This window comes from Pseudonocardia sp. Ae505_Ps2, from assembly GCF_001932425.1.
In the GTDB taxonomy this organism is placed as follows: domain Bacteria; phylum Actinomycetota; class Actinomycetes; order Mycobacteriales; family Pseudonocardiaceae; genus Pseudonocardia.
This window is the reverse complement of sequence record NZ_MCIP01000001.1, coordinates 1,787,878-1,810,613: the sequence shown is the minus strand read 5'-3', so window position 1 is coordinate 1,810,613 and position 22,736 is coordinate 1,787,878. Positions and strand designations below refer to the sequence as shown.

22 protein-coding genes are annotated in these 22,736 nt (G+C 74.9%); 15 read left to right on the top strand and 7 right to left on the bottom strand.

Going from position 1 to position 22,736, the window contains the following annotated elements:
- Window positions 1–5: 5 nt before the first annotated feature.
- Window positions 6–1,343 (bottom strand): LCP family protein, encoded by a 1,338-nt coding sequence (locus Ae505Ps2_RS08550; RefSeq protein ID WP_075334090.1) that lies wholly within the window; start codon window positions 1,341–1,343, stop codon window positions 6–8.
- Window positions 1,344–1,490: 147 nt separating this feature from the next.
- On the opposite strand from Ae505Ps2_RS08550, the gene Ae505Ps2_RS08545 reads away from it, so the two are divergent.
- The 13 genes from Ae505Ps2_RS08545 (at window position 1,491) to Ae505Ps2_RS08485 (ending at window position 14,701) form a co-directional block, all read left to right on the top strand.
- On the top strand, window positions 1,491–2,369 hold the full coding sequence (locus Ae505Ps2_RS08545; protein ID WP_139318858.1) for a nucleoside phosphorylase: 879 nt from the start codon (window positions 1,491–1,493) through the stop codon (window positions 2,367–2,369).
- 11 nt (window positions 2,370–2,380) lie between these two features.
- On the top strand, window positions 2,381–3,439 hold the full coding sequence (locus tag Ae505Ps2_RS08540; RefSeq protein ID WP_075308928.1) for an NAD-dependent epimerase/dehydratase family protein: 1,059 nt from the start codon (window positions 2,381–2,383) through the stop codon (window positions 3,437–3,439).
- Between the two features lie 78 nt (window positions 3,440–3,517).
- Window positions 3,518–4,165, top strand: a complete 648-nt coding sequence (locus Ae505Ps2_RS08535; protein WP_075308930.1) for a glycosyltransferase family 2 protein — start codon at window positions 3,518–3,520, stop codon at window positions 4,163–4,165.
- Window positions 4,162–4,851 carry a DUF2064 domain-containing protein gene (locus Ae505Ps2_RS08530; RefSeq protein WP_075308932.1) on the top strand — a complete coding sequence of 230 codons (690 nt, stop codon included), beginning with the start codon at window positions 4,162–4,164 and terminating at the stop codon, window positions 4,849–4,851. The genes Ae505Ps2_RS08535 and Ae505Ps2_RS08530 overlap by 4 nt, the downstream gene beginning before the upstream one ends.
- Complete coding sequence (locus Ae505Ps2_RS08525) at window positions 4,848–5,471, top strand: methyltransferase domain-containing protein (protein WP_020624082.1); 624 nt, start codon at window positions 4,848–4,850, stop codon at window positions 5,469–5,471. The genes Ae505Ps2_RS08530 and Ae505Ps2_RS08525 overlap by 4 nt, the downstream gene beginning before the upstream one ends.
- A gap of 8 nt (window positions 5,472–5,479) precedes the next feature.
- Window positions 5,480–6,724 (top strand): molybdopterin-dependent oxidoreductase, encoded by a 1,245-nt coding sequence (locus Ae505Ps2_RS08520; RefSeq protein WP_075312515.1) that lies wholly within the window; start codon window positions 5,480–5,482, stop codon window positions 6,722–6,724.
- A complete protein-coding gene (locus Ae505Ps2_RS08515) occupies window positions 6,708–7,148 on the top strand; it encodes a hypothetical protein (RefSeq protein ID WP_020624080.1) in 441 nt (146 codons plus the stop codon). Before Ae505Ps2_RS08520 ends, Ae505Ps2_RS08515 begins: the two co-directional genes overlap by 17 nt.
- Entirely contained in the window at window positions 7,145–7,513 is a 369-nt protein-coding gene (locus tag Ae505Ps2_RS08510; protein WP_020624079.1) for a PH domain-containing protein, read from the top strand. Before Ae505Ps2_RS08515 ends, Ae505Ps2_RS08510 begins: the two co-directional genes overlap by 4 nt.
- A gap of 51 nt (window positions 7,514–7,564) precedes the next feature.
- Window positions 7,565–8,848: a geranylgeranyl reductase family protein gene (locus tag Ae505Ps2_RS08505; protein WP_075308934.1), complete on the top strand. Its 1,284-nt coding sequence runs from the start codon at window positions 7,565–7,567 to the stop codon at window positions 8,846–8,848.
- Window positions 8,849–9,005: 157 nt separating this feature from the next.
- Entirely contained in the window at window positions 9,006–10,619 is a 1,614-nt protein-coding gene (locus Ae505Ps2_RS08500) for a serine/threonine-protein kinase (protein ID WP_075308936.1), read from the top strand.
- A 105-nt stretch (window positions 10,620–10,724) separates the two neighbouring features.
- Complete coding sequence (locus Ae505Ps2_RS08495; RefSeq protein ID WP_084786235.1) at window positions 10,725–12,764, top strand: cytochrome c oxidase assembly protein; 2,040 nt, start codon at window positions 10,725–10,727, stop codon at window positions 12,762–12,764.
- Window positions 12,765–12,766: 2 nt separating this feature from the next.
- Window positions 12,767–13,426: a hypothetical protein gene (locus Ae505Ps2_RS08490; protein ID WP_075308938.1), complete on the top strand. Its 660-nt coding sequence runs from the start codon at window positions 12,767–12,769 to the stop codon at window positions 13,424–13,426.
- 84 nt (window positions 13,427–13,510) lie between these two features.
- Entirely contained in the window at window positions 13,511–14,701 is a 1,191-nt protein-coding gene (locus Ae505Ps2_RS08485; RefSeq protein ID WP_075308940.1) for an MFS transporter, read from the top strand.
- A gap of 6 nt (window positions 14,702–14,707) precedes the next feature.
- Here Ae505Ps2_RS08485 and Ae505Ps2_RS30270 read toward each other — a convergent pair whose 3' ends face one another.
- The 4 genes from Ae505Ps2_RS30270 to Ae505Ps2_RS08465 all read right to left on the bottom strand — a co-directional run bounded on the left by Ae505Ps2_RS30270 (window position 14,708) and on the right by Ae505Ps2_RS08465 (window position 19,586).
- Entirely contained in the window at window positions 14,708–15,589 is an 882-nt protein-coding gene (locus Ae505Ps2_RS30270; protein WP_084797530.1) for an AraC family transcriptional regulator, read from the bottom strand.
- A gap of 211 nt (window positions 15,590–15,800) precedes the next feature.
- Window positions 15,801–16,655 carry a hypothetical protein gene (locus tag Ae505Ps2_RS32545; RefSeq protein ID WP_175581815.1) on the bottom strand — a complete coding sequence of 285 codons (855 nt, stop codon included), beginning with the start codon at window positions 16,653–16,655 and terminating at the stop codon, window positions 15,801–15,803.
- A 106-nt stretch (window positions 16,656–16,761) separates the two neighbouring features.
- Complete coding sequence (locus Ae505Ps2_RS08470) at window positions 16,762–17,220, bottom strand: SRPBCC family protein (RefSeq protein WP_075308944.1); 459 nt, start codon at window positions 17,218–17,220, stop codon at window positions 16,762–16,764.
- 65 nt (window positions 17,221–17,285) lie between these two features.
- A complete protein-coding gene (locus tag Ae505Ps2_RS08465) occupies window positions 17,286–19,586 on the bottom strand; it encodes a heavy metal translocating P-type ATPase (protein WP_233147703.1) in 2,301 nt (766 codons plus the stop codon).
- 149 nt (window positions 19,587–19,735) lie between these two features.
- On the opposite strand from Ae505Ps2_RS08465, the gene Ae505Ps2_RS08460 reads away from it, so the two are divergent.
- Window positions 19,736–20,422 (top strand): thioredoxin domain-containing protein, encoded by a 687-nt coding sequence (locus tag Ae505Ps2_RS08460; RefSeq protein WP_020627125.1) that lies wholly within the window; start codon window positions 19,736–19,738, stop codon window positions 20,420–20,422.
- 106 nt (window positions 20,423–20,528) lie between these two features.
- Window positions 20,529–21,395 carry a helix-turn-helix transcriptional regulator gene (locus Ae505Ps2_RS08455; protein ID WP_139318859.1) on the top strand — a complete coding sequence of 289 codons (867 nt, stop codon included), beginning with the start codon at window positions 20,529–20,531 and terminating at the stop codon, window positions 21,393–21,395.
- On the opposite strand, the gene Ae505Ps2_RS08450 is transcribed toward Ae505Ps2_RS08455, so the two are convergent.
- On the bottom strand, window positions 21,392–21,589 hold the full coding sequence (locus Ae505Ps2_RS08450) for a DUF397 domain-containing protein (RefSeq protein ID WP_020625336.1): 198 nt from the start codon (window positions 21,587–21,589) through the stop codon (window positions 21,392–21,394). The two genes, Ae505Ps2_RS08455 and Ae505Ps2_RS08450, sit on opposite strands and share 4 nt — an antisense overlap.
- A gap of 165 nt (window positions 21,590–21,754) precedes the next feature.
- Entirely contained in the window at window positions 21,755–22,699 is a 945-nt protein-coding gene (locus tag Ae505Ps2_RS08445) for an EamA family transporter (RefSeq protein ID WP_170917020.1), read from the bottom strand.
- Between the last annotated feature and the right edge of the window lie 37 nt (window positions 22,700–22,736).

Below are 22,736 nucleotides of genomic sequence, written 5' to 3'. Positions count from 1 at the left end.
GTCCCTCACGGGCCGAAGCTGGACTCCGGCGGGGTCTGGTCGTTCTGCAGGGCGCCGAACAGCGCCTGGGCCCGGGTGCGGTCCCAGCGCAGGTTCGACCCGCCCGCACTGCCGCCGATCGGGACGGTCGTCTGCACGCCGTCGCCACCGGAGACGCCCTTCATCCCCCAGGCCAGGCCGGCGAGGTTCCAGATGTGGTCGGAGTCGTCGACGGTGATCGTCCCGGTCACCGCGGACGCCAGCGGGACCATCCGGAACGGGTTGATCAGGGTGAGCGGGCTGGTGGCCTTGCCGAGCAGCGCGGAGAGGAACTCGCGCTGCCGCTTGACCCGGTCGAAGTCCGAACCGGGCGTCGCGCGGGTGCGGACGTAGCCGAGCGCGGTCGTCCCGTCGAGTTCCTGGCAGCCGGCCTGGATGTTCAGCCCGGCCTTCGGGTCGTCGATCGCGCGGGGGACGCACATGTCCACCCCGCCGACGGCGTCGACCGCGCCGACGAACCCGCCGAAGCCGACCTCGACGTAGTGGTCGATGTGCAGGCCGGTGGCACCCTCGACCGTCGCGACCAGCAGCTCCGGCCCGCCGAACGCGAACGCCGCGTTGACCTTGTTGCTGCCCTTCCCGGGGATGGGCAGGTAGGAGTCGCGCGGGATGGAGACGAGCACGCTCCCGGAGCTCCCGGTGTGCAGCAGCATGATCGTGTCGGTGCGCTGGCCCGCCGCATCGCCGGTGGCGAGGCGCTCCTCGTCCTCGGCGGAGAGTCCCTCGCGGCTGTCCGAGCCCACGATCAGGTAGTTCGTCCCCGACGACGACGCCTGGGAGTCCGCGGGCAGCGCCTGCACCCGGGTCATGTTCTGGTCGAGGTAGACGCCGAACCCGACGATCGCGACCAGCAACAGGATCAGTACGGCCTTCCAGCGCCCGCGGGTGGCCCGGCCGACGCGGCGCCAGTCCGGCATCGACGGGCCACGGGTGACCCGGCCGTCGCGGGGCGCCTGCGACGCGGGATGCACCCCGGCCCCGGCTCCTCCGGCTCCGGATCCGGCGGGGCGCGGCATGACCGGGCGCGCCGGCGCGGCGGCCCGGGTCGGCGGCGGTGCCCCGGCGGCGCGGCCGGGCGGCGGCTTGCGCAGCGGTCCGCGGCCCCCGCGCGAGGGCGGTGACCCGGGCTGCTGCTGCGGCGGGGACGGCGGCGGGAGCGGACGGCCCCCGTGACCGGGCAGCGGGTTGCGGGGCTGGTTCGTCCAGCCGGGACTGCCGGGCCGGGCGGGACGGCCACCGCGCGGTGGCTCGCCCTGCGGCGGACGCCCGCCCGCGGGGGGCGGGCCGCGGAAGTCTCCGGCCATGCCTGTCCCACCCTCCGATCCGCCCGGGGTCAGGGCGCTGGTCGCCGACGATACTGCGCACCGGCGTTTCGGGGACGCCGGACGCGAGGGGCACCCCGTCGACCTGCGGTTCCACCCGACCGGGTCCGCGGGGGATGATCGTCGCCGATGGACCTCCCCCTGCACGAGGACGACCTGGACGCCGAGGGCGTGATCCGGGCGTCGGCGATCACCCCGCACCGCCCGGACATGCCGTCCGCGGCGGTGCTGTGCTGGTTCCCCGAGGTCGTCGCCGACGTCGGGACACGCTCCGCGGCGGTGACCGTGCTGCGCAGCGAGCTCGGCCGCAGCCCGGTCTGGCGCACGACCGGGCCCGGCGGGACACCGGTCGCGGTGCTGCACCCGGGCGTCGGCGCGCCGCTGGCGGCGATGTTCCTGGAGCACCTCGCGGCGCTGGGCGTCCGCACCGTCGTCGGGGTCGGGGGTGCCGGGGCGCTGCGGCACGAGCTGACGCTGGGGCACGCCGTCGTCCTGGGCAGCGCACTGCGCGACGAGGGCACCTCGTTCCACTACCAGCCGCCGTCGCGCACGATCGACGCCGACCCGGACGGCGTCGACGCGGTGGCCCGGACCCTGGCGGGGGCCGGGGTGCCGTACGTCGTCGGGCGGTGCTGGACCACCGACGCGGTGTTCCGGGAGACCCCGGCGCGGGTCGCGCGACGCCGCGACGAGGGCTGCGCGGTGGTCGACATGGAGGCGTCCGCGCTGGTCGCGGCCGCGCGCCGGATCGGGGTCGGCTACGGCCAGGTGTTCCTCGCCGCGGACTCGCTCGCCGGGCCGGAGTGGGAGCACCGCGGCTGGACCGATGCCCGCGAGGCCCGGGCCGGCCTGTTCGGCCTGGCGCTGGCCGCCGCCGAGGCCTGGGACACCGACCGCACGGCCGGGCCCGCCGACCGCGCGACCGGGCCCGAGGGCAGCGCGACCGGGCCCGAGGACAGCGCTGCCGGGCCGGACGTGCACCCGGCGGGCGGGGCCGGCACGCCCTAGCGTCTGCGGACATGCGTGTTCTCGTCACCGGCGGTGCCGGATTCATCGGGTCCCACGTCGCCGACCGCTTCGTCGCCGACGGCCACGAGGTCGTCCTGCTCGACGCGCTGCTGCCGCAGGCCCACGGCGGCGAGGCCCCGGAGCTGGACCACGAGCTGGTCCGGGGCGACGTCCGCGACGGCGAGACCCTGTCCCGGCTCCTGCCGGGGATGGACGCGGTCTGCCACCAGGCCGCGATGGTCGGGCACGGCGTCTCCGCCGCCGACGCCCCCGACTACGCCTCCCACAACGACTTCGGCACCGCGGTGCTGCTGGCGCAGATGCACGCCGCCAAGGTGGACCGGCTCGTGCTGGCCGGGTCGATGGTCGTCTACGGCGAGGGCCGCTACGACTGTGCCGACCACGGCGTCGTCCGGCCCGGGCCGCGCGCGCTCGACGACATCGAGGCCGGCCGCTACGAGCCCCGCTGCCCGGAGTGCGGCAAGGACCTCGAGTCCGGCCTCGTCCCGGAGTCCGCGCCGGTCGACCCGCGCAGCACCTACGCCGCGACCAAGCTCGCCCAGGAGCACCTCGCGAGCGCCTGGGCCCGCCAGACCGGCGGCACCGTGTGGTCGCTGCGCTACCACAACGTGTACGGCCCCCGGATGCCCCGCGACACCCCCTACGCGGGCGTGGCGTCGATCTTCCGGTCCTCGCTGGAGCGGGGTGAGGCGCCGCGGGTGATGGAGGACGGCCGGCAGCGCCGGGACTTCGTCCACGTCACCGACGTCGCCGCGGCCAACGCGGCCGCACTCGTCGCCGATCCGGAGCCGACCGGTTTCGGCGCCGCGAACGTCTGCTCCGGCGAGCCGCACACCATCGGTGACCTCGCCGCCGAGCTGGCCCGCGCGATGGACGGTCCCGAGCCCGAGATCGTCGGCGGCGCCCGGCCCGGCGACGTGCGCCACGTCGTCGCCGACCCGGCCTACGCCGCCTCCCGGCTGGGCTTCCGCGCCCGGACCAGCTTCACCGACGGGGTGACGGCCTTCGCGACCGACCCGCTCCGTTCACCGATCGCCCCGAGCCGCTGAGGGACGCCGTCCGAACCCCCTGCGGGACCGTCCCGCATTCGGCGGGCGGTGGTCCGGCAGAGAGGTGAGGATCGCGACGTGCACCCGGAGATCGTGCTGCCGTGCCTCGACGAGGCGGAGGCGCTGCCGTATGTCCTCAAGCGAATGCCCGACGACTGGCCGGTGATCGTCGTCGACAACGGGTCGACCGACGACACCGCCGCGGTCGCACGTGGGCACGGGGCACGCGTGGTCGTCGAACCGCGACGCGGCTACGGCGCCGCCGTGCACGCCGGGCTGGAGGCGGCCACCGGTGAGCTCGTGGCCTTCCTCGACGGCGACGGCTCCCTCGACCCCGACGTGCTGCCCGGCATGGCCGAGACCGTCGCGTCCGGCCGTGCCGACATCGCCGTCGGACGGCGGGTGCCGGACACGGTCGGTGTGTGGCCCTGGCACGCCCGCGCGGCGAACGCGGTGATCGCCGGGATGCTGCGCGCCCGCGGGGTCCCGGTGCACGACATCGCCCCGATCCGGGTCGCACGCCGGCAGGCACTGCTGGACCTGCAGATCGAGGACCGGGCCTTCGGCTACCCGCTGGAGCTGCTCCTGCGGGCGGGGCGCGCGGGCTGGCGGTTCGACGAGATCCCGGTCGCCTACTCCCGCCGCGCCGGCGGGCGGTCCAAGGTCTCCGGCTCCGTCACGGGCACCGTCCGGGCCGGGCGCGACATGATCCGGCTGCTGCGATGACCGGCCCCGTGACCACCGTCGTCCTCGCGAAGGCCCCCGAGCCGGGCCGGGTCAAGACCCGGCTGTGCCCGCCCGCGACGCCGGAGCTCGCCGCGGCGATCGCCTCGGCGGCGCTGCTCGACACCCTCGGCGCCGCCGCCGGGGTGCCCGGCGACACCGTCGTCGCGTTGACCGGGGACCGGGCCGCCGCCACCGGGGCCGCCGAGCTGGCGGCCGCGCTGGACGGGCTCGGCGTTGTCGCGCAGCGGGGGGACGGTCTGGCCGCACGGATCGCCGCCGCGCACGCCGACGCCCTCGCGCGCCACCCCGGACGCCCGACCCTGCAGGTCGGGATGGACACCCCGCAGGCGTCGACCGAGCTGCTGTCCCGCTGTGCGGACCGGCTCGCCGAACCGGGGGTGGACGCCGTCCTGGGCCCCGCGACCGACGGCGGGTGGTGGGTGCTGGGACTGCGCGACCCGCTCGCCGCCGCCGCGCTGCACGGCGTGCCGATGTCGACCGCCGAGACCGGCGACCGGACGCTGGACGCGCTGCGGGCCGCCGGGCTGCGGGTGGTCCTCGCCGAGCCGCTGACCGATGTCGACACGGCCGCGGAGGCCGTCGCCGTCGCCGCGCAGGTCCCGGGCAGCCGCTTCGCCCGCGCCGTCGCCGAGCTGACCCTGCGATGTCCGGAGGTGTCGGTGTGACCGTGACCGCCGAAGGCTTCGACATGCCGCTGTCCGGCGCACCCTCGCGCCTGCTCTGCGACGACGGCACCGAGATCGCCCTGGACGTCGACCGCTGGGCCGACGCGGCCGGTGGCTGCGACGACTGGCTGGTCCGCCACTGCACCGGCCCCACCGTCGACCTCGGCTGCGGGCCCGGCCGGCTGCTCGCCGCACTCGCCGCGCGCGGGATCGCCGCCCTCGGCGTCGACGGCTCCGCGGTCTCCCGGGTGCTCTGCCGCCACCGGGGCGTCGCGATGGTCCAGGCCGACCTGTTCGGCCCGCTGCCCGGGGAGAGCAGCTGGTCCCATGTGCTGCTCGCCGACGGCAACCTCGGCATCGGCGGCGACCCGGCCGCCCTGCTCACCCGCGCCGCGCGGCTGCTCGCCCGCGGCGGGACGGTGCTGGTGGAGGCCGACCCGCGTCCCGAGCACGCCTGGCGCGGCACCGCCCGGGTTCTCTGCGGCGGCGGGGCGGGCGAGCCGATCCCGTGGGCGGTGCAGGGCGCGGTCCCCCTCGCGGTGACCGCCGGCCGCGCCGGTCTGCGCGTGACCGACGTGCACCTCGGCGCCCGAGTGTTCCTGGAGCTGACCCGATCGTGAGACGCGTGATGCGATGGCGCAGCCCGATCCGGGGACCCTGGCTGACCTCGATGTTCGCCCTCCCGCTGCTGGTGGGTCTGCCGGTAGTCGCGTTCACCGGGCTCCTCGACCGGCTCGCCTACGGCCGGGAGCAGGCGATCCCGGCCGCCGACGCCGTCGGCGGTCTGCAGCTACCCTGGGTGGACTGGCCGGTGTCGCCGGCCTGGCTGTTCCGGCTCACCGAGGGACTGCACGTCGGACTCGGCATCGTGCTGGTGCCGCTGGTCCTGGCGAAGCTGTGGTCGGTCATCCCGAAGCTGTTCACCGCCCCCGAGCGGAACCCGGTGAAGCTGCTGGAACGGCTGTCCCTGGTGCTCCTGGTCGGTTCGATCCTGTTCCTGATCGTCACCGGCCTGCTGAACGTCCAGTACGACTACGTCTTCGGCTTCTCCTTCTACGACGGCCACTACGCCGCGGCCTGGGTGTTCCTGGCCTCGTTCGCGCTGCACGTGGTCACGAAGCTCCCGACGATGGTCCGCTCGCTGCGGAGCCGGTCGCTGCGCGCCGAGCTCGCGACGCCGCTCGCCGACACCCGTCCCGAGCCGGCGCACCCGCTCGTCGCGCCGGACCCGGACCCGCCGACGATGTCGCGGCGCGGCGCGATCGCCCTGGTCGGCGGAGGGATGCTGTTCGTCGCGGCGCTGACCGTCGGACAGTTCACCGACCAGCTCCGGTCGACCGCGCTGCTGCTGCCCCGGGGTCGGACGACGGCACCCGACAGCACCGAGCGGGGCGGGCCGAACGACTTCCCGGTCAACCGCACGTTCGTCGCCTCCGGGATCGCCCCGGCCGCGGTCGGGAGCGCCTGGACGCTGACCCTGACCGGCGGCGCGGCACCGGTGGTGCTCGACCGCGCGGCGCTGGCCGCGCTGCCCCAGCACACCGCGGAACTGCCGCTCGCCTGCGTCGAGGGCTGGTCGACCTCCCAGGTGTGGACGGGCGTACGGCTGACCGACCTGGCCCGCGCGGCGGGGGTGACCGACCCGGTGACCGCGGAGGTGCGGTCGGTCGAGGTGGGGAGCCCGTTCTCCCGGTCACTGCTCAACCGCGCCCAGACGCTGTCGCCGGACTCGCTGCTCGCGCTGCGGGTCAACGGCGCCGACCTGTCGCCCGACCACGGGTACCCGGCGCGGCTGATCGTCCCGGCGCTGCCCGGGGTGCACAACACCAAGTGGGTCGCGACGATCGGATTCTCCCGTGCTGCTGTCCGGTAGCCGCCTGCTCGCCGCCCTCGGCTGCTTCGCGCTCGCCGGATGGGCGGTGTACGCGATCGTCTCCGGGTCCCCGGACCTGGTCAGGATGGCCTGGTGGTTCGCCGGCGCGGTCCTGCTGCACGACCTCGTGCTGTTCCCGCTCTACGCCGCCGGGGACCGGCTGCTGCTGCTCACGCTGCCCCGCACCCGGGTACCACTGGTCAACCACGTCCGGATCCCGGTGCTCGGCTCCGGGCTCGCGCTGCTGATGTTCCTGCCCGGGATCATCGGGCAGGGCGCGCTGAGCACGCTGAACGCGACCGGGCTCGACCAGGAGCCGTACCGGATGCGGTGGGTGTGGCTGACCGTCGTGCTGTTCGCCGTCTCCGCGCTGGTCTGGACGGTGCGGACACTGCTCGCCCGCCGGGCAGTATCGAGGGCATGAGCGAACCCGTCTTCGACAAGCGCGACCAGCTCGACAAGGTCGCCGCCGGCCTGCTGGAGGGCGAGCGGATCATCGCCGTGTACGACGCGATCGGCGCCGGCACCGGATTCCTCGGCCTGACCGACCTGCGGGTGGTCCTGCAGGACAACTCCTTCGTCGGCAAGCGCACGGCGATCACCTCGATCCCCTACGGCCGGATCTCCTCGGTCTCCTTCGTCGCCGACCGGAACCTGCTGGGCCGGTTCGCGAGCTCGAGCCAGATCGCGGTCACCGTCGGGACGGCTGTGCACGAGGTCGCCTTCCGCGGCGACGACAAGGCCCGCCACGCCCACGACGTGATCCTCTGGCACCTGACCCGGTCGTGACCGGGGGCACGCTCGGCGGCGGTCGCCCGGCCGGGTTGCGACACTGTGGTCATGAGCACCGGTCCCGTCCCGCCCGCCGCCACCCCGGACTCCACCGACGTGCTCGTCGTCGGGGCGGGACCGGCCGGGTCGGCGGCGGCGGCGTGGGCGGCGCGGCACGGTCTCGACGTCGTCCTCGCCGACTCCGCGACCTTCCCCCGGGACAAGGCCTGCGGTGACGGGCTGACCCCGCGCGCGATCGCCGAGCTGGGGCACCTGGGCCTCGATGCCTGGGTGGACTCCCACGGCACCAACCGGGGGCTGCGCGCGCACGGGTTCGGGCAGGTCCTGGAGCTGCCGTGGCCGGGCGGATCGCTGCCGGCGCACGGCTCGGCGATCCCGCGCACCGAGCTCGACGCGGGCATCCGCCGGGTCGCGCTGGAGGCCGGCGCGACCCCGATGGAGGACGCCAAGGCCGTCGACGTGACGTTCTCCGGGGGCCGGGTCGACTCCGTGGTGTTCGAGGACGGCCGCTCCGTCCGGTGCCGCAGGCTCGTCGTCGCCGACGGCGCGCGCTCCACGCTCGGGCGGGTGCTGGGCCGCGAGTGGCACCAGGACACCGCCTACGGCGTCGCCGCCCGCGGCTACGTCACCTCCGGCCGGCACGACGACCCGTGGATCAGCTCGCACCTGGAGCTGCGTGGCGAGGCCGACGAGGTCCTGGCCGGGTACGGCTGGCTGTTCCCGCTGAACGACGGCCGGGTCAATATCGGCGTCGGCACGCTCGCCACCGACCGGCGCCCGGCCAACATCAAGCTGCGCGGCCTGATCGACCATTACGCGAACGCGCGCCGCGCCGAGTGGGAGCTCGGCCCGAAGGTCGAGCTGGTCCGCTCCGCGCTGCTGCCGATGGGCGGGGCGGTGTCCGGCGTCGCCGGGCCGAACTGGGCGCTGGTCGGCGACGCGGCGGGCTGCGTGAACCCGCTCAACGGCGAGGGCATCGACTACGGCCTGGAGACCGGACGCCTGGTCGCGGAGCTGCTCGCCTCGGGCGCGGACCTGGACCGCGCCTGGCCCGCGACCCTGCGCTCGCACTACGGCCTGGCGTTCTCCATCGCGCGGCGGCTCGCCGGGCTGATCACGATCCCCCGGCTGCTGCCGCTGGCCGGGCCGATCGGGATGCGGTCGCGGGCGCTGATGACGGTGGCGCTGCGGGTGATGGGCAACCTCGTCACCGACGCCGACCGCGACCTCACCGCTCGCGCCTGGCGGGCCGCCGGGAAGCTGTCGGTCCGCCTCGACGACCGGCCCCCGTTCCCCGCCGCCGACCTGCGCACACCGGTCGCGGCACGCTGACCGCGCCGCGGCGCAGGATCACCGGGTGGTGCTGGCGCGCCGTCCACCCGGGTGACCGGTTCCGGACGGTACGGTCCCCGCCAGGAGGTCCGCCGCGACGGCGGACGGCCGGTGCGCGCGCCCGCGGTCCGGCCGCACCAGCAGACCGGGAGGGCCCGTGACCCGCGGCGACGATCCGGAGCGCACCCGCAGGGACGCGTCCGACCCGTGGCGGACGGGGAACCGCCGGCAGCGGCCGCCGAGCGGCGGTCCCGCGCCCGACCCCACCCGTCGCGTCGGCGGGTCCCGGCCCGCACCGCGGCACGCCGACGAGGACCCGGCGACCCGCAGCAACGCACCGGACGCCACCCGCCGGGTCGGCCCGCCCCCCGGCCCCGGCCGTCCGGGCCCCGGCGGTCCCGGTGGTCCCCCGGACGGCACCCGGCGCCTCGGGCCCGGGGAGGCCCCGACCCACCACCTCGGTGCCCCGCCGACCGCGGCCTACGGCGCCCCGCGGCCGTCGCGGCCGGACGCGACCCGGATGATGCCCGCCCCCATCACCGAGCCCGAGCTGCTCGGCGGCCGGTACCGGCTGGAAGGGCTGATCGGCCAGGGCGGGATGTCCGACGTCCACCGGGCCACCGACACCCGGCTCAACCGGCCGGTCGCGGTGAAGATCTTCGGTGCGGCCGACGACCCGAGTGCCGACCAGCGTTTCGAGCAGGAGGCGCAGGTCATGGCGAACCTGCGCCACCCCGGCCTGGTCGCCGTGCACGACTTCGCCGTCGAGGCCGACCGCGCCTACCTGGTGATGGAGCTCGTCGACGGGCCGACGCTCAAGGACGTCATCGCGTCCGAGGACCTGCCGCCCGAGGACATCCGGCGGATCGGCGCCGAGGTCGCCCAGACCCTGGCCTACGTCCACTCCCAGGGCGTCACGCACCGCGACGTCAAGCCGTCGAACATCCTGATCGACTCCGACGGCCGGGCCCGGCTCGCCGACTTCGGCATCGCCGCCCTGCTCGGGGCCGACGGCCACACCGCGGCCGGCGAGATCATCGGGACGCCGGCGTACCTGTCGCCGGAGCAGGTCCAGGGCCGCCCGGTCGGACCGCCGACCGACGTGTACGCGCTCGGCCTCGTCCTGCTGGAGGCCTGGACCGGGCGGCGGGAGTACCAGGGACAGGGACTCCAGGGCGCCGCCGAGCGCGTGAACCGCGCCCCGGTCGTGCCCGCGGACGTGCCCGAGCCGCTGCGGACGGCGATCGCGCAGTCCACCGCCACCGACCCGGCGCGGCGCCCGGACGCCCAGCGCGTCGCCGAGATCCTGGCCGAGCCGGCTGCCGTCGCGACGCCGGTCGTCGCACCGGAGCCGGAACCCGAGCCGCGCGACCTCGGCTCGTCGGGGATCGGGAAGTGGATCGCGATCGGCGCACTCGTCGTCGCGCTGCTGGTGCTGCTGCTCGGGTTCCTGCTGTTCGGCAACGATGACTCCGACACCCAGGCGCCGCCGACCACCGAGACCAGCGCACCGCCCACCACCGAGACGACGACCGAGACGACCGAGGCCCCGAGCAGCGAGAACGGCGGCGGCATCCAGATCCCCAGCAACATCCCGGGTCTGCCGACGAACCTGCCGTCGCTCCCGTCGAACCTGCCGTCGCTGCCGACCGAGCTGCCGTCGTTGCCGTCGCTGCCCTCGAACCTGCCCGACCCGGGCCAGATCGGGCAGGACGCGCAGGGCTTCTGGGAGGCGATCCAGCGCTGGTGGTCCGGGATCACCGGGAACTGAGCAGTCCCGTCCGACCCGGTGCGGCGCGCGCCGGGCCGGACGGGGACCATCGGAGGTGACACGGGCGCGGTCGGTGCCCGGTGACCACCTGCGGAGGAGTTCTCGGTGAGCGCGAGCACGGAGCAGGCGACGACCGACGCGGCCGGCGGTGCGCCGCCCGCACCGGCGGTGCCGGCGCGGCGCGACCGCCGTGGGCTCCTGACCGCGCTCACGGTCGCCCTGGTGCTGCTGTGCGCCGGTGCCGCGGTCGCCGTCTCGATCGGCGACGACGGCTTCTGGCGGCAGAGCGGGCTGCCGGTGCCCGAGCCGGGGCTGAAGGCGGCGACGGTCGTCGCGAAGGTCCTGGCCGTGGCCGCCACCGCGCTTGCCGCCGGGTCGCTGCTGGTCGGCGGGCTGGTCGCGGCCCCGCAGACGTCCGGGACGGTCGACGTCCACGGCTACCGCGCGCTGCGCCGGGGCACCCTGGCCTCCACCGTCGCCGGGGTGTCGGCGATCGCCGCGGGCTGGCTGTCGGTGGCCGACATGACCGGCAACTCCCCCGGCGTCCTGGCGTCGGTGGGCCCGTTCGGGTGGCTCGGCGACGCCGCGACGATCGAGGAGCCGCTGGGCTGGGCGCTCGCCGGGGCCCTGCTGCTGCTCGTCGCCCTCGGGTCGGCGTTCTCGCTGAGCTGGAAGGCCGCCGCCGCGCTCGGGCTGCTCGCCGCGTGCGCGATGGCGGTGCCCGCCGCGGTGCACCCGGCCGCGACCGGGGCCGGGCACGACTGGAGCGGCGACGCGAACGTGCTGCGCGCCGCCGCCGGCACCGCCTGGCTGGGGCTGGTCGCCGGGCTGGTCGCGTTCCGCGCGCACGGCGGCGTCGTCGAGGGACGGGCCGCGGGCCGGGTCCGCGGGCTGCTCGCCGTCGGCGGGGTCGTGTACCTGCTCGGTGAGGTCGTCTTCCAGCTGGTGGTGACCGACGCCGGGCCGCTCGGCGGGTCGCCCTACGTACGGGTCGCCGTCGTCGTCGCGGTGCTGCTCGCGGCCCTGGTCCCGCTGACCGCGCTGCTCGCCCGCGGGCTCGTCGCCGACCCGGCCGGACCGGTGCCCCCCGGGCGGTTGCTGCCGGTCGTCGCGGTGCTGGGGGCGACGGTGGCGACGCTGGGTGTCGCGAGCATCCGGCTGGTGCCGCCGCGGTTCGTCGTCGCCGACGACTCGGCACTGCAGACCCTGATCGGCTGGGACATCACCCGGCCGTTCTCGGCGCTCGCGGTGCTCGTCGACTGGCGCTGGAACCTGCTGTTCGGCACCGGCGCGCTGGTGCTCGCCGGGCTGTACCTGGCCGCCGTGCGACGGCTGGCGGCCCGCGGGGTGACGTGGCCGGTCGGACGCACCGTCGCGTGGCTGCTGGGCTGCGCGACGCTGCTGCTGGCGACGTCGTCGGGGCTGGGCTTCTACTCCCCGTCCATGTTCAGCGTCCACATGATCAGCCACATGACGCTGAACATGCTCGCGCCGATCCTGCTGAGCCTCGGCGGCGCGGTCACGCTCGCGCTGCGGGTGCTGCGCCCGGCGGGCCGCGGCAACCCGCCCGGCCCGCGGGAGTGGCTGCTCGCGGCGGTGCACTCGCGCGTCGCGAAGGTCGTGACGCACCCGGCGTTCGCGGCGGTGCTGTTCGTCGGCTCGTTCTACGTCCTGTACTTCACCCCGCTGTTCGACGGGGCGCTGCGGTTCCACTGGACCCACCAGCTGATGAACCTGCACTTCGTGCTCGTCGGCTACCTGTTCTTCTGGCCGCTGATCGGCGTCGACGCCGCCCCGCACCGGCTGCCGCACCTGGGGCGGCTGGCCGTCATGCTCGCGACGATGCCGTTCCACGCGTTCTTCGGCGTCGCGGTGATGAGCTCCTCCACGGTGCTCGGCGAGAACTTCTACCGCCAGGTCGGGCTGCCCTGGGTGGACCTGCTCGACGACCAGCGCACCGGCGGCGGGATCGCCTGGGCGACCGGTGAGATCCCGATGCTGCTGGTGATGGTCACGCTCGTGGTGCAGTGGTCGCGCGACGACTCCCGGGAGGCCGCCCGCAAGGACCGGCAGGCCGAGCGGGACGACGACGCGGAGCTGAAGGCGTACAACGCGATGCTGGAGCAGATGCGGCGGGGCGGGTGAGCGTGGCGGAGCAGCCGCTCGACCTGGAGCTCCTCGGGACGGTCGTCGCGGAGTACCAGGTCGAGGCACGGGTCGGTGCCGTGCGGATCGCGGGCGAGCGGCTGTCCGTCGACCTCGTCCTCGACCAGCCATGGCAGGAGGACGTCGAGGAGCTGGCGCGGACGCACGTCCGGATCGACGCCGACGGCGTCCTCGGTTGGGAGCTCGCCGGTACCCCGGGGCCGGACGTCACGCACGTCGGGCTCCACGGCGAGCACCCGGTGCTCCGCCTGCACACCGAGATCTCGGACTCGGTGTACGTCCGCGGTGCGCCGCCGGAGCCGGAGCTGCTGGCGTACCGGCTCCGCATGCTGGTCGAGTCCGAGACCGGCGGCTGGTACCCGCCGGCGGAGTGCTTCCACCGGCTCGACGACCTCCCCGTGCACCTGGCGGGTGGTCGGGGCCTGCTCGCGCGGGGGCCGCGCGGTCTCATCGACGGCATCGCCCGGCTGCTCACCGAAGCCGGGGTCACCGCGGACGTGGTGCCCGGCCGTCATCCCAGGCGCCGGCACGTCACCGACGGCGGCCCGCCGCCCCGGTTCCTCGACCTCGGCGCGGCGGGCCACGTCGTCGCCACCTCGTTCGCGGCACAAGGGGAGTTGCCGGTGCAACCCGTGCTCTGACCAACGGCCCCGATCCGGACGACCGGTCTGTCACGCCGGACGATCGGACGGGTACCCGGCCGCACCACGGCGAAGGCTGACAGCGTGACCGACACATCCACCACATCCACCTCCACCCGTCCGGACCGCACCGCCTGGGGCGCCGTCGGCGTCATGGCCCTCACGAGCTTCGTCCTGGTCCTCGCGGAGTTCCTCCCGCCAGGTCTGCTCACCCCGATGGCCACCACGCTCGGCATCACCGAGGGGCAGGCGGGCCAGGCGGTGTCGGCGACGGCGTTCGTGGGGCTCCTCGTGGCCCCGACGATCGGCGCGCTGCTCCCGCGGGTCGACCGCCGCGCCCTGCTGACCGTGCTCGCGGCGGGCGCCGCGGTGTCGAACATCCTGGTCGCGATCGCGCCGAGCTTCGTCGTGCTGCTGGCCGCCAGGCTCCTGCTGGGTGCGGCGATCGGCGGGTTCTGGGCGATGTCGCTGGCGGTGGCGTCCCGGCTGAGCACGCCGGGCCGGCTCGGACGGTCGATGATGCTGGTCAACACCGGCACCACCCTCGCGACGGTCGCCGGGGTGCCGGTGGCCGTCTACCTCGGTGCGCTGGCGGGGTGGCAGGCCGTGTTCGTCGGTGTCGCGGTCCTGTCCGCGCTGACCGCGCTCACGATCCGCACCGTGCTGCCCCCGGTCGCGCCGGACGCCGCCGACGGGCTGCGCCCGCTGGTCGACACGCTGCGCGCCCCCGGGATGCCGCGTGGACTGGCCGGTCACGTACTGACCGTCCTGGGGCACTTCGCCGCGTTCACCTACGTCCGGCCCGCGCTCGGGACCGTCCCGGGGCTCGACGCCGGCGGGGTGGCCGTGCTGCTCGCGGTGTTCGGCGCCGGTGGGGTGGTGGGCAACCTCGTCGTCGGGATGCTGGTGGACCGGTACCTGCGGCTGGTGCGGTACGCCGTCCCGCTGGTGCTGGCCGCCGGGGTCGCGTCGGTGGCGACGTTCCCCGCGGTGCTGCCGGTCGTCGTCGCGGGTGTCGCGGTGTGGGGGCTGTCGTTCGGTGCCTGGCTGACGGTCGTGTCGACGTGGATGGCCCGGGTGGTGCCGGACCGGATGGAGGCGGGCGGCGGGCTGCTCGTCGCGGGCTTCCAGCTCGGCATCACCGTCGGCGCCGTCGTCGGCGGGCTGCTCGTCGACGGCGTCGGGGTCCGCGTCACGCTGGCGGCGGCGGCCGTGGTGGCGACGGTGGGTGGGCTGGCGTTCGGGTCCGCGCCGCAGGAGCCGAGCCGGTCGTAGGCCGGGTCAGCGGGCCCGGACCGCCCGGGCCGAGGCGCGCCACTGGGACGGCGACATGCCTGCTTCCCGCCGGAAGGCGCGGGCGAACCCGAGCTCGGAGCGGTAGCCGACCCGGTGCGCGACCTCCGCGACGGTGGCCGTGTCGTCGGCGAGCAGCTCCCGCCCCACCCCGACCCGGACGGCGGTCAGGTACCCGGCGGGGCTGCGCCCGACCAGCTCGGTGAAGCGTTCGGCGAAGGCGGCCCGGGACATGGTCGCCTCCCGGGCCATGTCGGCCACCGTCCAGGCGCGGGTGAGGTCGGCGTGCACGGCGCGCAGGGCCCGCCCGATGCGCGGGTCCAGCGCGGAGGACAGCCACCGGTCCGCGCAGCAGGGCTGCTGCTCGACCCACATGCGCACCGCGGTCACCGCGATCGTGGTCGCGATCCGCGAACAGATCACCGTGTCGCCGCTGCGGACCGCCCCGCCGACGGTGCTCCACCCGCACGCCATGCCGCGGACCAGGACCGCCATGCCCGGCTCGGCGGCCCCGAACGACCGGGCGACCACCGCGTCCGGGAGCGGGCCCTCGTCGGGCCGCGCGGCCGGGGGCCGCGTCAGCTCGACGACGGTGGCCTCGGCGCCGCCGTCGCCGCGGACGGTCAGGTCGGCGCGCCGCGGGACCAGGACGAGGTCGCCCGCCGCGACCGGGGTCCAGCCCTGCTCGGCCGCCGCCCGGACCGCGGCGCGGCCGTCGTGCAGGAACACGAACCCGGCGGTGTCGCGGAGCACCGTGGACACGGCGCCGTCGGTCACCCGGGATCGGCGGGACCGGCGCAGCTCCCACTCCATGCCGGCGAGCATCCGGTCGAGACGGGAGTCGATCGCATCGGGTAGAGGTGCGGTCACACCGTGATCAGCCACGCTGCCCGACCGGCTATTCCGGTCGATGCGCCGCGGCTCGTCACGGCCGCGGTGCGGGACCACCGCTGCGTCGTGCGGCGGACCCCGCCGAGACAGGAGGAGGGGCCCGGCCGGCGTCCCGGCAGGGCCCCTGGGGTGTCCGGCTCGATCGTGCGTGACCACCTCGTGCCGGACACGGCCCGAGGGTGCGCCGGGATCAGCCGACAGTGGTGCAGCCGACGTTCGCCGAGCTGTACTGGTTGTCGTCCAGCGATTCCGAGGTCTGGGTGTCGACGACCTGACCCGTCGCGACGTCGGTGATGGTGCAGGTGATAGTGCCGGGCCCGGAACTCACTGCGTTGACCTGGGCAAACTTGTAGTCCCCCGTCACCTCGACGGTCTTGCTCCACGGCAGCGCCTGGTAGTCCGACGACGAGCTGGTGGCGCTGCCGGTGCCGTAGGAGACCATCATCTTCTCGGCATCACCGGTGATCTCCAGCGTGTAGGTGACCGGACCGGCGACAAAGGGGTTCGTCACGTCCGCCGGCGTCGTCCCCGTCCCGGACGTGGCGGCCGGCGACGATGCCGCAGACAGGTTGCCGAGATCCTCCGACAGCTGGTTCAGGCCGGTGAAGACGATGACCATGCCCCAGACACCGAGGGCGATCGCGATCACGGAGAGAACGGTCCCGGTGATCGCCGTCTTCAGGTTGCTGGCAGTCCGACGACGGGCTCGACCGAACCCGACCAGCCCCAGGATCACGCCCACGGCGCCGAGCGCGAACGCCAGGAAGCCGGTGAAGGGAACCAGCCCGAACAGGAGCCCGACGATGCCGAGGCACAGCGCGGCGATACCGAGCCCGTTCCGGGGCGCAGCCGGCGCGACAGGAGCCCAGCCGTGAGGTTGCTGCGGGACCGCTCCGGCAGGCGGCATCCATTGCTGTGGCACGGCGGGCTGCGGCCCGGGGCGCTGGAACTGCCCGGGCACGGGTGCTGCCTGGTGCCACGGCGGAGCGCCGTGGCCCGGCCCGGGACGGTAGGGGTCGCCCTGCGGGCGCTGCGAGGTGGTCACGACCGTCCCATCGCCAGGATGAGCAGGACCGTATCGCCCGAAACCCCCGGATCGTCACATCTGATGATCGCGGCGGTCAGCGCCTCGACATGATCGGTCGGCCCGTTCAGGGGCGAGCCGCGACGCCCAGCCGCGTCAGGCCCTTCTCCAGATCGCCGCCGAGGATCCGGTCCATCGGCACGACGCGGCCCAGCAGCGCGGCGATCCCCCGCTGCTCGCCGGTCATCCGCCAGACGACCTCGGTCCGGGCACCGTCGGCGGGGACGAACAGGAAGGTCGAGGTGGCGGTGGAGCGGAACGGCTTCTCGAAGGTCACCGCGACGTCGACCTGGTCCGCGGCGTCACCGACGACCTCCATCGTCCCGCGGCCGGCCCGGCGGTTGCCCGACCACGAGTACCGCGCGCCGAGGCCGCGCTCGGGCCCGGAGTACTCCCGGTGCAGGTCCGGGTCGAGGCCCTCCCAGGGCGACCAGCCCCGCCACGCGTGCAGGTCCGCGACCAGTGGGTGGACGCGGTCGGCCGGTGCGTCCACGACGGTCCGGCGCTCGACGAGGTAGCTGCTCACGGCAGTGGAAGCTAGTCCCGCGGCCCCGATGCGGGATTCCCCCACCGGCCCGCCCCGGACAGGAGTCAGTCCCGCGCCTCGACGTAATCGGTGCTCTCCTCGCCGACCGGGGTGCGTGTCCCGCCCAGCGCCCCGTCGGCCCAGCTCGCGGCCTTCCGCAGCCGCAGGCTGTTGGTGACCACCAGGAACGACGAGAGCGCCATCGCGGCCCCGGCGAGCAGGGGGTTCAGCAGCCCCGCCATCGCGACGGGGATCGCCGCGGTGTTGTAGCCGAACGCCCACCAGAGGTTGCCGCGGATGGTGCCCATCGTGGCGCGGGCCAGCTCGACGGTCGCCGGGAGCACGCGCAGGTCGTCGCGCACGAGCACGACGTCGGCGGCCTCCAGGGCGACGTCGGTGCCCGAGCCCACGGCGATGCCCAGGTCCGCGGCGACGAGCGCGGCGGCGTCGTTCACCCCGTCGCCGACCATCGCGACGGTGCGGCCCTGGGCCTGCAGCCCACGGATGTGGTCGACCTTGCCGTCGGGCAGCGCGCCGGCGACGACCTCGGTGATCCCACAGGCGGCGGCGACGGCGTGCGCGGCGGCGGGCCGGTCACCGGTCAGCAGCACCGGGCGCAGCCCCATCGCGACCAGCTCGGCGACGGCCACCGGCGCGGACTCCTTCACCGGGTCGGCCAGCGCGATCAGCCCGGCGAGAGCCTCGTCGACGTGCACGGCGACGACGGTGTGCCCGGCCGCCTCCCACTCCGCGAGCCGCGGCGCGAGCGCACCCGGGTCCTCCGGGGGACGACCGACGGTGACGGTGCGGCCGTCGACGGTGCCGCGGGCCCCGAGCCCGGGCAGCGCGACGAAGTCCTCCACCGCCGGGACGTCCGAACCGGCGTGGGCCCGGATCGCGACGGCGATGGCGTGCTCGGACCCGCTCTCGACGGCGGCGGCGCGGGCCAGCAGCTGCGCCGCGTCGCCACCCGGGACGGCCGCGACCTCGACCACGGCCATCCGCCCGGTCGTCAGCGTGCCGGTCTTGTCGAGCACGACCGTGTCGGCGGCCCGGGTGGTCTCCAGCGCCCGGTGCCCCTTCACGAAGATGCCCAGCTCGGCGCCACGGCCGGTCGCGACCATCAGCGCGGTCGGCGTCGCCAGCCCCAGCGCACACGGGCAGGCGATGATCACGACGGCGATCGCGGGGGCCAGCGCGCCGGCCCAGCCCGCGCCGGCCAGCAGCCAGCCCCCGAGGGTGAGCAGCGCCAACCCCAGCACCACCGGCACGAACACCGACGACACCCGGTCGACCAACCGCTGCGTCGCGGACTTCTCGGTCTGCGCCCGCTCGACGGCCGCGATCATCCGCGCGAGGCGGGTGTCGGCCCCGACCTGCTCGGCGACGACGACCAGCCGCCCGCCCGAGGCGATCGTGCCGCCGGTGACGGCGTCGCCCGGCCCGACCTCGACCGGGACCGGCTCACCGGTCATCGCGCTGGTGTCGACGGCGGCCCGCCCGGTCTCGACGACACCGTCGGCGGCGACCCGCTCACCCGGCCGCACCAGGAAACGGTCGCCGACCCGCAGGCGTCGCACCGGGACGCGGGACTCCACACCCCCGGACAGGACGGTGACCTCGTCGGTCTCCAGCGCGGCGAGCGAGCGCATGACCCGCCCGGCGGTACGGCGGGCCCGTGCCTCGAAGTACCGCCCGGCCAGCACGAACGTCGTCACCCCGGCGGCGACCTCGATGTAGAGCGGCCCGGAGGGGTGCAGCACCGCGTCCCACCCGGTGAGGGTCTGCCGGGTGTCGAGGAAGGCCATCTCCCCCAGCGACCAGGCCGAGGCCGAGATCACGCCGAGCGAGACGAGGGTGTCCATCGACGTCGTCCCGTGACGCAGGTTCAGCACCGCGGTGCGGTGGAACGGCCACGCCGCCCAGCCGACGACGGGCAGCGCGAGCGCCACGACCACCCACTGCCAGTACGGGAAGCGCAGCGACGGCACCAGCGACATCGCCAGCGACAGGTCGGCCAGCGGGATGAACAGGATGAGCGCGACGGCCATCCTGGTCCGCAGCCGGCGCAGCGCGGTGTCGTCGGAGGTGGCCTCGTCACCGGTGTCGGTGGGGCGGATCTCGGTGGCGCCGTAGCCGGCCCTGCGGACCGTCTCGACCAGCGTGGAGACCGGGGTGGCCGACGGGTACCGGACCAGCGCGCGCTCGGTCGCGAGATTGACGGTCGCGTCGACCCCGTCGAGCCTGCCGAGCTTGCGCTCGACGCGGCCGACGCAGGCGGCGCAGGTCATGCCGTCGATCTTGAGTTCGACCGTACGGACGTCCGTCTCCGGTGCGGGCCGGTCCACGGCGCTGTCGGTACTCACGACCCCATGGTTCTACACGCGATCGAAGATCCGCCACCCGGGCCCCTGACCTGCGGCGGACCGATGCCCCGCCGAACCGTTGCGGGACGAGAGGGCGTACAACTGGTCGTCGGGAGCGGGGCACACGGACATCCGAGGAGGAGACCCTGATGGCCACCGGGAAGCGGAAGGCGGCGGCGAAGAACCCGCTCACCGCGAAGAAGGGACCGTCGCAATTCACGGTGATCGCAGTGATCGTCGTCGTGGCCTTCGCGGCCGTCGTCGGTGTCGGCGTCTACTGGAAGAACTCCGGAGGCGGGATCGCGGTCCCGGCCAACGCGTCCGCGCAGGGCGTGACCGTCGGCAACGAGGCGGCCCCGAAGACGATCGACATCTACCTCGACTTCCAGTGCCCGATCTGCAAGCAGTTCGAGGCGCAGGCCGGGCAGACCCTCGACCAGCTCGTCTCCTCCGGTCAGGCGAAGATCGTCTACCACCCCATCGCCATCCTGGACCGGGCCTCGTCGACCCGGTACTCGACGCGTTCGGGCGCCGCGGCGGGGTGCGCGGCCGCGGCGGGGGTGTTCCCGCAGTTCGAGAAGGAGCTCTACGACAACCAGCCCGCCGAGGGCGGCGCGGGGCTCCCGAACGAGCAGCTGGTCGCGCTCGGGCAGAAGGTCGGCGCGGGCGGCGACTTCGCCCAGTGCGTCGACGACCAGCGCTACGCCCCCTGGGTCACCCAGATCACCCAGCAGGCGCTGCGCGACGGCGTGTCCGGCACCCCGACCGTGAAGGTCGACGGCACCCAGGTCGACGCGACCCCGCAGGCAGTCCAGCAGGCGGTCGCCGCGGGCTGACCACGCGGGTCCGGCGGCGGACCGGCCGCACCATCGGGGTCTGCACGTGCATCCGCAGTAGCATCGCGGGCGACCATCGGCAGGAGCCACCGGAGGACGTGTGGTCATGACCGCGGCACACGGCCCACTCGTCATCCGCAAACGGCTGGGCTGGGCCCTCAAGCAGCTCCGCACGGGGCGCCACCGGCAGCTCTCCGAGATCGCGAAGCTCCTCGAGGTCTCGCCCTCCAAGCTGTCCCGCATCGAGACGGGGCAGGTGGAGCCGAAGTTCCGTGACGTCCGCGACCTGCTGGACATCTACGAGGCATCCGACGCCGACCGCGAGCGGATCCTGGGATGGGCGAACGACGCGAAGGCTCCGGGCTGGTGGGAGCCCTTCGGTCCCGCACCGTCGGGCGTCGACCTGGACATGCTCATCTCGCTGGAGGCGGAGTCCCGGGCCAAGGAGACGTTCAGCATCCCGATCTCCGGTCTCCTGCAGACCGAGGACTACGCGAGGTTGCTCCTGACCGAGGTGTTCGCCGGTCGGGCCCGGAGCGAGATCGAGCGCATGGTGGAGATCCGCCTCGGCCGGCAGAACGTCATCGAGCCCGACCGGGCCGAGGCCCCGCCCCTGGAGCTCCACGTCCTCCTCGACGAGGTCGCACTGCACCGGTGCGCCGACCAGGAGGTGCTCCGGGCGCAGATCGGCGAGCTGATCCGCCGGGGCGACCAGCCCAACGTCACGCTGCAGATCCTGCCGTTCCACGCCGGCTGGACGAGCGCGACCAGCACGTTCTCCGTCTTCACCCCACGCCGTCCCGAGACGGACTGGCCGATGGTCAATGTCGAGGGCACGGAGAACGACGTCTTCGTCGACACCCCGCAGGCCGTCGCCGACTACCGCCGGATCTGGCGGCGACTCCTCGACCGGGCCATGTCCCCCGACGAGAGCCGCGCGATGCTGGAGCGACGCTTCGCGGGGCGGTCCTAGCCGCGCAGACGGTCGAGGTCGAACTCGCCGTTCTTGACCCCGCGGACGAAGGCCGTCCACTCGTCGTCGGTGAAGCCGACGACGGTCGCCTCCGCGGTCGTCGACCGGACACGCACACCGGCCGCGTCGGCCGCCACCGCGACGCACTCGCCCTTCGCACAGAAGGAACTGGTGACGAACTGACCGTCGGACACTGTCGACCTCGGCTCCGCATCACGCCGGTCGGGGCCGGCAGCACCGTCGGTGCGGGGAGCGGCACCGACACCCCGTACAACGAGCGTCCCCGGCGAAGGGCGTGACCGGCGCCCGGCCGAGGAGATGTTCACTCGTTCGTCCCGGTCGGGGAGCGTGAGTGGTGTTCAGCCCTGGGTGGCGATCTCCCCCGGCGTCGCCGCGACCCGGTTCTCAGCCCGCCGGATCAGCATGATCCCCCCGAGGATCAGCACCCCGCCCGCCACCTGGATCAGGCTCGGGACCTGCGCGATCAGCATCCAGGCCGCCAGCACCCCGAACATCACCTCGGACAGCCCCACGAACGAGGCGACCCGCGTGTCGAGCCGTCGGATCGCGATGATCCCCGTGAGGTACGGCAGCACCGTCGCGAGCACGACCAGCATCCCGAGCAGCACCGGCCACGGCACGTCGGCGCCCGCCAGGCTCCCGCTGGACTCCCCCACCCGCCACGGCGTGATGCCCAGCAGACCGGTCACCGTGAGCGTCACCGCGCCGACGACCATCGCGCCGGAGATCATCAACAGTGGTGGGACGCCATCGCGGTCGTCGCCGCCGGGGAGGAGGAAGTAGACGCAGACGCACGCCGCCGAGCCGAGGCCCCACAGGATTCCCGTCAGGTCGACGCGTTGCGGCCCGAACGGGTCGACGACCAGTACCAGCCCGACCAGCGAGACCACGCAGCCGACGAGCGTCACCGCCGCCGGGGCGGTCCGGGTCCGCGCCCACGTCCAGCCGACGAGCAGCACGGGCGCGAGGAACTCCAGCAGCAGCGCGACGCCCACCGACAGGTGCTGCAACGCCTGGAAGAAGCACAGCTGGACACCCGCGACGGCGGCCAGGCCGTAGAGCAGGACCTTGCGGGCGTTCGGCGCGCTGAGCGGGTACCGGCGCAGCATCACGACCGTCACCGGGAGGAGCAGGACCGCCGCGCCGGCGATGCGCAGCAGCGTCGTGAGCCCGGGCGACCAGCCCGCCTCCAGGAACGCCGCACCGAGCGGCCTGGAGAAGCCGTACGCGGCGGCCGAGACCAGCGCCCACAGCAGCCCGCGGACCACGTGATCCCGTGTCACGACCGAAGCACCCATAGACTCCTGACACTAGGAACCG

Excerpts from the sequence above, each read along its gene's own strand:
- Ae505Ps2_RS08550 (WP_075334090.1), bottom strand. The coding sequence starts at position 1,343 with ATGGCCGGAGACTTCCGCGGCCCGCCCCCCGCGGGCGGGCGTCCGCCG.
- Ae505Ps2_RS08545 (WP_139318858.1), top strand. The coding sequence starts at position 1,491 with ATGGACCTCCCCCTGCACGAGGACGACCTGGACGCCGAGGGCGTGATC.
- Ae505Ps2_RS08540 (WP_075308928.1), top strand. The coding sequence starts at position 2,381 with ATGCGTGTTCTCGTCACCGGCGGTGCCGGATTCATCGGGTCCCACGTC.
- Ae505Ps2_RS08530 (WP_075308932.1), top strand. The coding sequence starts at position 4,162 with ATGACCGGCCCCGTGACCACCGTCGTCCTCGCGAAGGCCCCCGAGCCG.
- Ae505Ps2_RS08520 (WP_075312515.1), top strand. The coding sequence starts at position 5,480 with ATGCGATGGCGCAGCCCGATCCGGGGACCCTGGCTGACCTCGATGTTC.
- Ae505Ps2_RS08510 (WP_020624079.1), top strand. The coding sequence starts at position 7,145 with ATGAGCGAACCCGTCTTCGACAAGCGCGACCAGCTCGACAAGGTCGCC.
- Ae505Ps2_RS08505 (WP_075308934.1), top strand. The coding sequence starts at position 7,565 with ATGAGCACCGGTCCCGTCCCGCCCGCCGCCACCCCGGACTCCACCGAC.
- Ae505Ps2_RS08460 (WP_020627125.1), top strand. The coding sequence starts at position 19,736 with ATGGCCACCGGGAAGCGGAAGGCGGCGGCGAAGAACCCGCTCACCGCG.
- Ae505Ps2_RS08455 (WP_139318859.1), top strand. The coding sequence starts at position 20,529 with ATGACCGCGGCACACGGCCCACTCGTCATCCGCAAACGGCTGGGCTGG.